The following is a 12,842-nucleotide window of genomic DNA, read 5'->3' on the forward strand; positions in this document are numbered from 1 at the left end:
AAAACCCATATACTACTCCCCAAATCACGTCCCCGGGAGTTTAACACCAGCCAAACGCAGCTCATTTACAATTTTTTCCTGCAAAGCTATTTTAGCCACCAAAAAGTTTGCGGGAGCAACCCATACGTTAACGGCAAACCGTATCCCATCCAGATCGAGGCCTATTATACCTACACGTGTAGCGGGTTCATTTAGTATGTTGGGGGTAACTTTAATGGCGTCCATTATCACCTGTTTCACTTGTTCTACATCTACAACATATCCTAACTTCAGTTCAAAATCAAGGCGGCGTTTGCCCTCACGGGTAACGTTCACTATCACCTCGTTAAACAACTTGCCATTTGGTATTATCACTGTTTTATTATCAGAGGTAAGCAATACGGTGTAAAACATTTGTATGGTTGTTACTTTACCATCCTGCCCCTGTGCAATAATGCTGTCGTCAACTTCAAAGGGTTTTAATAAAAGGATAAGTACCCCGCCTGCAAAATTTTGCAGAGTACCCGACAGGGCAAAGCCTACGGCAACGGTAAATGCGCCTATTATGGTAGTAAAAAAGGTTAATCTTATGCCTACTATGTTTAATACGGTTAGCGTAAGCAGGATGTAGAGCCCGGTAACTGACAGGCTAAGAAAAAAGGGCCTTAATGAGGAATGGACTGCATTTTTGCCTAAGCGTGCTTGTATGCGGGTACGCAACCAACTAATAAGCCATATGCCGATAATGAAAAATAAAACGCCGATGACCAGATACGGTCCGCGGCTGGTGAGCCAAATATAGGCCTGATCGTAGAATTTTTGAAGCTTCATAATATTACAGAAGCCAAAAGTAATATTTATTAGCTATACAATGTTACAAACAACTCAGGTCCTTTAAATAAAACCCACTCTACCAAATGCCTGTGTAAATTTTTCTTTTTGTTTGCAATCTGTTTCATGCGGCGGGTAATTCAAATGTTGTGCCTAACAGCAGTTATTAGTAATACCGTTGCAGTAAATTACGCAGTTACGTATAAAACAGTTTGTAATTAACACTAAATAATAAAGGACAGAACATTCTCAGAGCCGATAAATGCTCAGTAAACACAAAACCCCTGTCTGCAAAAACAGACAGGGGTTTGCTATATTAAACTGTGTGTGAGGCCTGATATTACATCATGCCGCCCATGCCGCCACCCATTGGTGGCATGCCTGCACCGCCTTTGTCCTCTTCAGGCTCATCAGCAAGTACACACTCAGTAGTTAACAGCATTGATGCAATTGATGCCGCATGCTCTAATGCTACACGACCTACCTTAGTCGGATCGATAACACCTGCACTGATCAGGTTCTCATATACATCAGTACGTGCGTTGTAACCAAAGTCTGCAGTACCTTCTTTAACTTTTTGTACTACAATTGAACCTTCGATACCTGCGTTTTCGCAAATCTGACGTAAAGGCTCTTCGATAGCACGACGGATGATCTGGATACCAGTGTTCTCATCCTCGTTAGCACCTTTAAGGTCAGCTAATGCACCAACTGCGCGGATGAAAGCAACACCACCACCGGCAACAATACCTTCTTCAACCGCTGCGCGGGTTGCGTGTAAAGCATCATCAACACGGTCTTTCTTTTCTTTCATTTCCACTTCAGATGCAGCACCGATATAAAGTACAGCAACACCGCCTGATAATTTGGCTAAACGTTCCTGTAATTTTTCTTTATCGTAATCAGATGTTGTAGTTTCTATCTGGCTTCTGATCTCGCTAACTCTGGCTTTTATTAATTCGCCGTCGCCGCTACCGTTTACTACAGTAGTGTTATCTTTATCGATAGAGATCTTTTCGGCCTGACCCAACATGCTAAGATCAGCGCTTTCTAATTTATAACCTCTTTCTTCAGATATAACTGTACCACCTGTAAGGATAGCGATATCCTCTAACATCGCTTTACGACGATCACCAAAGCCAGGAGCTTTAACAGCAGCTACTTTTAGTGAACCACGGATCTTGTTAACCACTAATGTAGCTAATGCTTCTCCGTCAAGGTCTTCAGCAATAATTAATAATGGTTTGCCTGTTTGTACTTGTTTTTCCAATATCGGCAACAATTCTTTCATTGCTGATATTTTTTTATCGTAGATAAGGATGTAAGGGTCTTCCAACTCTACTTCCATTTTATCAGAATTGGTAACAAAGTAAGGAGAAAGGTAACCACGGTCAAACTGCATACCTTCCACAGTTTTAACCTCAGTTTCAGTTCCTTTAGCTTCTTCAACAGTTATAACACCTGAGGTGCCAACTTTTTTCATCGCGTCAGCTATCATCTCGCCAATAATTTCGTCGTTATTAGCTGATATTGATGCTACCTGTTTGATCTTGCTGAAATCGTCGCCAACATCTTGTTTTTGAGATCTCAGGTTTTCAACTACAGCAGATACTGCTTTATCAATACCGCGTTTCAGATCCATTGGGTTAGCACCTGCAGCTACGTTTTTAATACCTGCAGTTACAATTGCCTGGGCTAATACAGTTGCAGTTGTTGTTCCATCACCTGCTATATCAGCAGTTTTTGAAGCAACTTCTTTAACCATCTGGGCACCCATGTTTTCAATAGGATCCTTTAATTCGATCTCTTTTGCTACGGTAACACCATCTTTGGTGATACTTGGAGAACCGAATTTTTTATCGATAATAACGTGACGGCCTTTTGGACCTAATGTTACTTTTACTGCGTTTGCTAAAATATCAACACCGCGCTTAAGAGCGTCGCGTGCTTCCACATTATATTTAACTTGTTTTGACATGTTTTGAATTTTTTAAAGTTTGAATGTTTTAACTATCGGAATGTTTTAATACGATGTGTATTGAAATTACAGTACCGCGTAAATATCAGATTCACGCATTATCAAATACTCTTTACCGTCAATAGCAACTTCGGTACCGGCATATTTGCCATATAATACGGAGTCACCAACCTTAATGGTCATAGGGATAAGGGCACCTGAAATATCAGCATACTTACCCGGGCCAACAGCCTTTATAGTTCCTTTTTGTGGTTTTTCCTGAGCGGTTTCAGGAATATAAATACCGGAAGCGGTTTTAGTTTCAGCAGCGGCGGCTTCAACCACCACTCTGTCTGCAAGAGGCTTAATGTTTAACGACATAGTAATACTATTTTTTTGAATTTATAATTTTTAGTTTTCTGCTTGCAATGCAACATCAATTATGCCAAATGGACAAATTGTATTAATGATGGCATGTTTACTGTTTAATTGTCAGATTTAAGTATTTTACGTTAAAGGCAGGTAAAATCAGGCTTAACCTTTAGTGTCATGATGTCAGTAGAGGTTAAAAAAAAAGGCTTTGAAAAATTTCAAAGCCTTTTTAGAATATCTTTTAGCCGTTATTTTTTTGATGAATCCGCAGCGGGTGCAGCCGGCATAGTTAACGGTGCCGCAGCAGGTGCCGAAGGTTTTGAAGCTTTTTTAATTTGCTCCATTAAAGCAGGATCTCCGGTTTTCTGCGATCCGCCTTTAACAGTTACGTTAATAATCAGTGATAAAACCATTATACCAATGGCTAATACCCAGGTGCCTTTTTCTAAAAAATCGCCTGTTTTTTGCACACCCATTAATTGAGATGAGCTTGAAAAATTGGAGGTTAAACCGCCACCTTTTGGGTTCTGTATCAGCACTATAGCGCCTAAAAGTACGCAAGCGATAATGGTGATGATTATTAAAACTATGTACATTTTATTATTATATTAATTGTTTCTTTTTTCTAATTGTTCAATCTGGGCTGCAAAGTAAAGCTTTTTTTCCGGAAATTTCAACATCAATTTTTTATAGGTAGCTATCGCTTTGTGATACAGCATCTGGTCGGTATAAATACGGGCGAGGGTTTCAGTTACCAGGGCATCCTGGTCTTCGGCGCTTTTTTTAGCTTTGTTCTCATTATCTAATTTATCGGCAGCTAAAGGTTTTATCTGGGGTTCGGTATGTATGAACCTTTCAATAATAATATCCTCTTTTTTATTGTGGTCAAACTCTACCTTTTGCGCATCCGGATCTATCCCTGTAATAGAGGTATGGCTAAATATGTTCTCGTAATATTGTTGCTGTAGCTCGTTGGGGATGCTCTTTTTTTGCTTGTTCAGTTGTATAGAACCGGCCTTTGCATATGGCTGATAAGCGCCTGCATGTTCTTTACGGGTTTTACTAAGCCACCACAAAAAGGTATAAGGCATTTTATCATCATCATACCGGGCAATATCCCGGCTCTCTGTAGTAGGTTGAATGCTGTCTTCGTGTAATGGTTCGGTCAGCTTATGTTCAGGAGCGGCTTCTGCAACAGGCGGAGTGTCCGTTTCACGCAGCTCATTAAGCTTTTTATCAAATAAAAAATAATCGGTAGCGGCTACATTGGCCAGTAATTGCTGGTCGTCGTCGATGTTTAATCCGGAAGTTGTTTGATCTGCGGTTTCTTCAGGTTGATCGTTTTCGTTATTTGCAGATGAAGCGTTATCTATTTCTTCAGCGGAGGTGTTTTTTAACGCTTCAAAGCCAATGTCATCAATGCTTACAATCTCGTCATAAATATCATCTTCGATATCTTGCCTGAAATATTCTTTTTCATCTTCTTTGCGGTTAAAGTCTGGCCGGTATCCGGCATAGGATGATATCGTTTTTTGATCAGCTTCCGCCGCGGGCGTATTTATTTCAATAGCAGTTTCCCGGTTAAAGGCTTCCAGCTCCTGAACGGGAGAAGTCATTTCCGCAGGGCTTTCCGTACCGGTTGTTTTGTCATCGGTAATTTCCGTTGACTGTTCATTATTTAAAGTAACCTCATCTGTATTAAGCTCGTCAGCAGATTCTTCCTCTTCAGGTGTTTCTGTTTCTGAGCCATTAACGTTTCCGGCAGGTTCGGATACAGTGGAAAATGCCTGCTCAGGTAATTCAATAACAGTTTCGTCCGTCAGATTTACGCTTTCAGCAGTTGTAATACCTTCTACAACTGCGGGGGCTTGCTTATCCTCGCTGCTTTGTGTTTCAGTTATTGCCGTATCATCATCCTCATTAACTACACCTATATTAAAGTAGTTTTCCGGCTCATAAGCAACGGAAGTTGTAGTCACTATTTTTTTTGATAATACAGGTCGCAGTCCATCCGGATCATTTACTAACTTATACAGTGCTTTAGGGTTGAATGCAGCTGCAGCTTTTTTTATATTTTCTTTATCGCCGGTACGTGCAAGCAAAGCCTTTAAAATACCACTTTGCGGATGATCGTTGATGAGCCTTTCGATATTTGATGCGTACAAGCTACCTGCCTCAACCGGATTTGCCAGTGAATTAAAAAAAATCTCTTTATGTCTGTTATCTATGTACTGATCCACCTGGTTAAAACTACAAATTGCTTACCAATTAGCAAAAGCTTGGTTAAATATATCGTCTATTAATTGTTTAACAATATCATCAATCAATCCTTGTTCCTGATTATTCAGGTCGCCGGTATACTCCTTATATTTCGAGAATGATTGTTCAAAACTAAGCTTTTTATCGGCAGGAGAAGCATCTTTTACATTATAAGAGTACTTTACATTAACTGTAATGGTAAGCCGGCTTGCCCCCGCAATAGGTGGTGAATTAGGGTTAGTGGCCTGAATAGATACCGGCGCAATACTATAACCTGTAATGGCTCCTGAAAAAGATGCATCGGCATCGCCCCTTACAATAGTTAAATTAGTTTGCGAACGGATACGGTTTTTTAGCGCCTCCGTAAATTGCTGGCTAAGCGTGTTAACCACTAACGGAGCGTTATTCTCAAAATATTGGATATCAATTGTTTTAAGTGCTGGTGGTATAGATTGCCCGTTAAGGGATAACTTATAAGAGCACGAAGAGAATAGCATGAATATGGTGCATAGCATTAGTATGCTCAGGTATATCCGTTTGTTCATTCTGCCTATAAGTTTAATTCTTTTATTTTACGATATAAAGTCCGTTCGGATATGCCCAACTCGCTGGCGGCAAGTTTGCGCTTGCCTTTGTGTTTTTTTAAAGCCTTACGTATCAGGTCTGATTCCTTGTCAACTAATGATAGGGATTCTTCCACTTCCTCAGCTTCATGAGTGATGTTATACCCGTCGGCATTATTGTTATTCTTAACGGCTTGTTGCAGGGTAAATTGTGCATCGTTATTAACAGGCAGTTCAATATCGCGGTATAGCTTGGTAATGGCCTGGGAATGGTTGGAATAGTTTGTACTTACTCCACCGTGTTCAATAATGTCAGCTACCAGTTTTTTTAATTCCACCATGTCGCGTTTCATATCAAACAATACTTTATATAATATGTCGCGTTCGGAGAAATCCTCTTTTCCCTGATTGCCTAAACGCATAGGCAGGTTACGGCTATGGGTGTCATGCGGAATATAGGTAAGCAATGTTTGGGCAGTTATTACCCTGTCGCGTTCTAATACAGCAAGCTGCTCGGCCATGTTCTTTAACTGGCGCACATTGCCCGGCCAGGCATAGTTTATTAAAACCTGCTGTGCCTCTTCATCCAGTTGAATGGGCGGAGTGCGGTATTTATCGGTAAAGTCTGATGTGAATTTTCTGAACAGCAGAAAAATGTCCTCTTTTCTGTCGCGCAGAGGGGGTATCTTGAGCGGAACGGTATTTAAACGATAATAAAGGTCTTCACGGAAACGGCCTTCCCTTACGGCATCGTAAACGTCAACATTGGTTGCGGCAATAACACGTACGTTTGTTTTTTCAACCTTGGATGATCCCACCCTGATGTATTGGCCGCTTTCCAGCACCCTTAATAACCTTGCCTGTGTGCCAAGGGGCATTTCGGCTATTTCATCCAAAAATATAGTACCGCCGTTAACCGTTTCAAAATAACCCTTACGTTCACCAATAGCTCCGGTGTAAGCGCCTTTTTCGTGACCGAATAGTTCCGAGTCAATAGTGCCTTCGGGTATGGCGCCGCAGTTTACCGCAATAAATGGCCCGTGTTTACGCGGGCTCATCTGGTGTATAATGTGCGAAAACACTTCCTTACCGCTACCACTCTCCCCTGTTATTAAAACAGATATATCTGTTGGTGCAACCTGGTTAGCTATATTTATTGCCCGGTTAAGCAAAGGCGAATTGCCGATGATACCGAAGCGTTGTTTTATTTCTTGTATTTCCATAATAATTAGAATCAGGATTTAAGATTCATGATTCAAGACGTTATAGGTGTGTTTAATATCTGCTCCCGGAATACAAAAATCATCTTTTGCACTTCCGTTGTCAGGGCCAAACAATCCTCTAACTTTTTATTATTACCATATTGCCTTCGTTGGCAATAAGCAATTGTGTTTCTAATTCGAACGACGATGTTAACGCCGTTGACAAAAATTCTCCAAAATGTAATTTAGTACGTTTGCCCGATCCTTCTGCAATATTTGAAGGTATTGAACAAACACACCTATTAAGCTGATTTGTCAAACTAAATTTTTCATCAGCAGGGAGGTCTTTTAAAAAATCAAAAATTAAATCCGTGAGATCCATCGACTTTTGCCATATCTTTAAATTTTAAAGTTGTGCATTTTAAAATCTCCTGATTCTTACTTCCTGGCTCCTGATTCTTACTTTCCCGATTCCTGAACTCTTTTTTAACAACTAAATTATCCTTCCTAATAAAGTTGCCGTAGTGCTGCGTTCAACCAATACGTTCACATACTGGCCGGGTTTAAACCTTTCATCAACCGGAAATACCACCATGGCATTTTTATCACTGCGGCCACAATAGTCATTATCTGATTTTTTAGAGAACCCTTCTATTAATACTTTTTCTGTTTTACCAATGTGCTGTTGCAGGCGTATGTATGAATGTGCCTGTTGCTTTGCCACAACTTCTTTTAAACGTCTCCTTTTTACTTCGTCGGGTATATCGTCAGCATAACGTTTTGCCGCTAAGGTGCCGGGTCTTTCGGAGTACATAAACATGTATGCGAAATCGTAATGCACGTAATCCATCATGCTTAGTGTTTCCTGATGTTCTTCTTCTGTTTCGGTGCAAAAACCGGTAATAATATCTGTTGATATAGCACATCCGGGGATAATGTTCCTGATAGCATCTATACGGTTCATGTACCATTCGCGATCGTAAGTACGGTTCATCAACTCCAGCACACGGCTATTGCCTGATTGTATAGGTAGATGAATGTAGTTGCAAATATTGTCGTATCTGGCAATGGTATGTAATACTTCATCAGTAATATCCTTTGGATGTGATGTTGAAAAACGTACACGCAGCTCAGGATTTACCAGCGCCACCATCTCGAGCAAGTTGGCAAAGTTAACCTGTTCGGTATCGTTGCTCCACTTGTAAGAGTCAACATTTTGACCCAATAAAGTTACCTCGCGGTATCCCCGGTTAAATAGGTCGGTACATTCGGCAACAATTGAATAAGCATCGCGGCTGCGTTCGCGGCCACGTGTAAACGGCACTACGCAAAATGAACACATATTGTCGCATCCGCGCATTATGGATACGAAGGCGTTAATACCGTTGCTGTTTAAACGTACCGGGCTGATATCAGCATAGGTTTCCTCGCGTGACAGTAATACGTTAACGGCCCGTTGTCCGTCATCAACCTGGTCTATCAGGTTAGGCAGATCACGATAGGCGTCCGGCCCCACAACAACATCTACCAGTTTTTCTTCTTCCAAAAACTTCGATTTCAGTCGTTCAGCCATGCAACCTAATACGCCTACCACCATCCCCGGATTTTTGAACTTTGCCCCGGCAAACTCTTTCAGTCGGTTACGTACGCGCTGTTCGGCATTCTCACGTATGGAGCAGGTGTTAATGAAAACAACATCAGCATTATTAAAATCCTGTGTAGTTTCAAAGCCTTTTTCAGCCAAAATAGAAGCTACTATTTCACTGTCAGAGAAATTCATGGCACAGCCATAACTTTCAATATACAGCTTACGGCCATTATTTTTACCAATTGGGTTTAACACCAGGGCTTCACCCTGCCTGCTCTCGTCATGCACTTTATCCGGAATAAGCAAATCCATTGTTTTTAAAATTGAACCGCAAAAATACACAAAAAATATAAATAGAATGACAGTTTGTCAGCGGTAACAAAATGAAGATTTAGTTGTTATGGGTATACATACTGCAATAATCATATATGGAAAACAAACCCGTTGAAAATAAGCCAATACGAAAATGGCCTATAATTTTATTAGCTGTTTTATTGGTTTTAAGCGGAGGCGGGTATTACTTTTATAAGCATTACCTGGCGCACGATAAATGGAAACCTTATGTGCAGGCAGAATTAAAGGCTATTGTTTTAAAAGCAACAGATAGCCTCTATCACATAGAGTATTCGGATTTCGACCTTGACCTTGCATCAGGAGATGTGGAATTAAGCGATTTTAAGCTGGTGCCTGATACCAATGTTTACCTGAAAATGGTAGCCAACCAAAGTGCACCCGACAACCTTTTTATTTTAGGGGTAAAAAAACTTACCATTAAAAACCTTGGTGCGCGCAAGGCTTACCAGGATAAAATATTAAATATACACAACATCACCATAGATAAACCAAGTTTAACTATTATTAATAAACGCTATGCTTTTAATGATACGGTAGAAGTAGGGCGACCCAAAACCCTTTATCAGATGGTTAAAGGTACGTTTAAACAACTGAGGGTTGATACAATTTCCCTGAAAGATGTGAGCCTTGATTATATTAATAAAAGCAATAAGGTAGTTAAGAAAACAGCATTGAATCATTTGAATATCAATATATCTGATGTTTTTATTGATTCGCTTTCGGCTAAGGATACCAGCCGCTTTTATTATACGAAAGGGATAGAAGTAAAAATTAAGGATTATGAAATAAAAACCCCCGACAGCTTATATAAGGCGAGATTAAAGCAGATCTATTTTTCCACCTCGCAGCGAAAGATAGTTTTAGATAAGGTTGATTACCTGCCGCGATATAGTAAAACTGATTTTTATCATAAAACAAAGAAACCCGGCGATATATTCACCCTTAATTTTAAGCAGATAGCTATTAATAATATTGATCTGCAAAGATTTTTGCGCGATCAGAAACTGTATGCCAACACTATGGACATAGCAGATGCTGATGTTGAAATATATAGTAACAATGCCTATAAGGGAGTAAAAACGATAAAGACCGGAAATGATCCGCATCAGGCTTTACAGAAACTATCGCTTGATATGAAACTTAACCGTATTAATATAAAAAGTACTGATATTACCTATTTAGAAGCAGATGCCACGTCAGGTTATACCGGAGTAATATCATTTAAAAATACCAGCGGATATCTTTTAAATGTAACTAATGATGAGGCCGCAAAAAAGGCTGACCACTATATGACGGCGCATATCAACACTCATTTTATGAATGTAGCGCCTTTAACCGTGAATTTTAAATTTAACCTGACAGCTAAAAATGGCGCCTTTAACTATAATGGTACTTTAGGCAAGTTTGATGGAAAAATATTAGATAAACTGGTGAAACCCCTGGCTTTGGTGCATGTGGAATCTGCCGATATTGATAAGCTTAATTTTAATGTAGATGCAAATAATTATTATGGTAAAGGGCATCTGGAGTTTTATTACCATAATTTAAAAATACAGTTATTAAAAAAAGAAGAGGGGAAAAAGGCGCTGCAAAAACAGGGGTTTGTATCAACGTTAGCAAATACATTTATAATAGATGATGATAACCCCGATGATAAAGGTAAGCTAAGACCCGGCCCCATTAGCCTTAAACGTGATCCTACCTGGTCGTTTTTTAGTTTTTTATATAAAGGTTTGTTGGATGGGTTAAAACCAAGTGTGGGATATGATGAAAAAACGGAAAGTAAGGTTAAGAATACCGTAAAAAAGGTGAATAAATTTTTTGATAAAATAAATATATTTAAGAGTGATAAGGATAAAAAGGACGATAAAAAAAATAAGCGTTAATAACAGGATAACGAGGGGATATAATGGCAAATAAATATTTAAAACATACCTGGCAAAAAGTACTGTTAGGCATATTTCTGTTTGTTATTATCATTATAATTTTACCCGCCATTATCTTAAATAAATATTGGTCGCCGATACTGGCTGATAAAGTTAAAAGCGCGGTTTTAAAAGGCACGGATAGTTTATACAAGGTGGATTTTTCTACTGCAGAATTACATTTATTACAAGGTAAGATAGTAGTGTACGAAGCAAAATTAATACCCGATACTGCTGTATATAACCGCAAAAAAAAGGAAGGGCAAGCGCCCGGCAGTTTATACGAGGTGCAGGTAAAGCGTATAGTACTAACACATATACATCCGTTTAAACTGTATTTTGGGCATAAACTGGATATTGGCCGTATTGCGTTAACTGCTCCGCAGTTACAGGTTAGTCATTATTCAGATAAAAGCAAGGATTCTACCAAAAAGGATAACCGTACCTTATATCAAAAAATATCAAAAAGTCTCGGGCTTATACATGTAGGCGAAATATATGTAAGCGATGTAAACCTGAAATATAAGAACTACACCGGCGACAAACCGGTAGTATCTGAACTGAAGGAAATGAACCTGAAGGCGACCGATCTGCTGATCGATTCTGCTACCCAAACAGATACTTCCAGATTTTTATATTGTAAGGATGTAACTACCCAATTATATAACTATACAGGTAAAACCGCCAACGGTTTATATACCTATACTTTTAAATCGGCAAAATTATCAACACAAAGCTCACAATTGAATATTGAAGGGTTGGATCTGCAGCCGGTTAAGCCCGCCGCTTTTTTTGAGAAAAGTGATGGTGACCGTTTTACCCTGCACTTAGACTCGGTACAGCTAAGCAATTTTGATTTTATTACTTATAACCGATCTAAGGAGTTTAACGCATCAAATATAACCCTTGGAGGCGGTAGCTTTAATGTTTACAGTAAACCAAGCGGTGTTCCAAAAAAAACGGACAGGTTAGCTACATTCCCGCATGTGGGGATAAAAAAAATAAAATCGGCTTTTAATATTGATACGCTTACGTTAAAACATGTTGATGTGGTGTACAATGAGTATAATAAAAAGTCGAAGAAGGTGGGTGATGTGGTGTTCAATAATACAGATGCAACTTTCCTTAATATCACCAATAATAAGGACACATTAAGCAAGAATAATATTTGTACAGCATCCATCACCAGTTACTTTATGGGTAAAGGTAAACTGGACCTTAATTTTGCTTTTAACTTAACCGACGAGGCTAACAGCTATAGCTACAAAGGGCATTTGGCGCCTATGGACATGCAATACATAAATAAAGCAACCATGCCATTAGCACTGATCAAGATCACATCCGGAAAAATAAAAAGCTTTGACTTTGATATACATGCAACTAAAAAAACCTCAAAAGGTAAAATTAAGCTGCTATATAATGATCTTAAAATAAGCATGCTGAAGGCCGATGAGAACGGCTACAGCAAAAAAGCATTAGCTACATTATTTGCGAATACCTTTGTCCTAAAGCATAATAACCCGGATGATCCGGGGGAAACTCCACGCTCTGCAAATGTGGTGTTCAACCGTCCGTATAACTTTCCGTTTTTTAAAACTTTATGGCAAACCTTACTTAAGGGAATTAAACCTTGTGCCGGTGTAGGTGAAGAAAAAGAGAAACAGGCCATGAAACAAATGGATGAGCATGAAAAGAAAAAGCAGGAACGTGCAATAAAAAAAGCAAAAAAGAAAGCCGAAGAAGCCCGCAAAAAAAGTAAGGGATAGCATACTCTATGATGTAACAACCTGTCAACTGCTGTAAATTATTATG

Annotated in this window: 11 protein-coding genes; 2 read left to right on the plus strand and 9 right to left on the minus strand. The window is 39.4% G+C overall.

Annotation, left to right across the window (positions count from 1 at the left end):
- Positions 1-24: 24 nt before the first annotated feature.
- The 9 genes from I5M19_RS01385 to miaB all read right to left on the minus strand — a co-directional run bounded on the left by I5M19_RS01385 (position 25) and on the right by miaB (position 9,063).
- On the minus strand, positions 25-810 hold the full coding sequence (locus tag I5M19_RS01385) for a mechanosensitive ion channel family protein (RefSeq protein ID WP_200063289.1): 786 nt from the start codon (positions 808-810) through the stop codon (positions 25-27).
- 340 nt (positions 811-1,150) lie between these two features.
- Entirely contained in the window at positions 1,151-2,788 is a 1,638-nt protein-coding gene (groL, locus tag I5M19_RS01390) for a chaperonin GroEL (protein WP_200063291.1), read from the minus strand.
- A 66-nt stretch (positions 2,789-2,854) separates the two neighbouring features.
- Positions 2,855-3,148, minus strand: a complete 294-nt coding sequence (locus I5M19_RS01395) for a co-chaperone GroES (RefSeq protein WP_200063293.1) — start codon at positions 3,146-3,148, stop codon at positions 2,855-2,857.
- A 239-nt stretch (positions 3,149-3,387) separates the two neighbouring features.
- Entirely contained in the window at positions 3,388-3,735 is a 348-nt protein-coding gene (secG, locus tag I5M19_RS01400) for a preprotein translocase subunit SecG (protein WP_200063295.1), read from the minus strand.
- Between the two features lie 12 nt (positions 3,736-3,747).
- Positions 3,748-5,379, minus strand: coding sequence for a hypothetical protein (locus tag I5M19_RS01405; protein ID WP_200063297.1), 1,632 nt, complete (start codon positions 5,377-5,379; stop codon positions 3,748-3,750).
- 21 nt (positions 5,380-5,400) lie between these two features.
- Positions 5,401-5,943, minus strand: a complete 543-nt coding sequence (lptE, locus tag I5M19_RS01410) for an LPS assembly lipoprotein LptE (protein ID WP_200063299.1) — start codon at positions 5,941-5,943, stop codon at positions 5,401-5,403.
- Positions 5,944-5,948: 5 nt separating this feature from the next.
- Positions 5,949-7,184, minus strand: coding sequence for a sigma-54 interaction domain-containing protein (locus tag I5M19_RS01415; protein WP_200063301.1), 1,236 nt, complete (start codon positions 7,182-7,184; stop codon positions 5,949-5,951).
- A 118-nt stretch (positions 7,185-7,302) separates the two neighbouring features.
- The gene (locus I5M19_RS18830) at positions 7,303-7,560 is read right to left on the minus strand and encodes a four helix bundle protein (RefSeq protein ID WP_394370709.1); all 258 of its coding nucleotides are present in this window, start codon (positions 7,558-7,560) and stop codon (positions 7,303-7,305) included.
- A 96-nt stretch (positions 7,561-7,656) separates the two neighbouring features.
- Positions 7,657-9,063 carry a tRNA (N6-isopentenyl adenosine(37)-C2)-methylthiotransferase MiaB gene (miaB, locus tag I5M19_RS01425; RefSeq protein WP_200063305.1) on the minus strand — a complete coding sequence of 469 codons (1,407 nt, stop codon included), beginning with the start codon at positions 9,061-9,063 and terminating at the stop codon, positions 7,657-7,659.
- Positions 9,064-9,179: 116 nt separating this feature from the next.
- Here miaB and I5M19_RS01430 point away from each other — a divergent pair, with 116 nt between their 5' ends.
- Both I5M19_RS01430 and I5M19_RS01435 read left to right on the plus strand, forming a co-directional pair.
- Positions 9,180-10,991, plus strand: coding sequence for a hypothetical protein (locus tag I5M19_RS01430; protein ID WP_200063307.1), 1,812 nt, complete (start codon positions 9,180-9,182; stop codon positions 10,989-10,991).
- 23 nt (positions 10,992-11,014) lie between these two features.
- Positions 11,015-12,796 carry a hypothetical protein gene (locus I5M19_RS01435; protein WP_200063309.1) on the plus strand — a complete coding sequence of 594 codons (1,782 nt, stop codon included), beginning with the start codon at positions 11,015-11,017 and terminating at the stop codon, positions 12,794-12,796.
- Positions 12,797-12,842 lie beyond the last annotated feature (46 nt).

Source organism: Mucilaginibacter segetis (assembly GCF_016522075.1).
Lineage (GTDB): Bacteria > Bacteroidota > Bacteroidia > Sphingobacteriales > Sphingobacteriaceae > Mucilaginibacter > Mucilaginibacter segetis.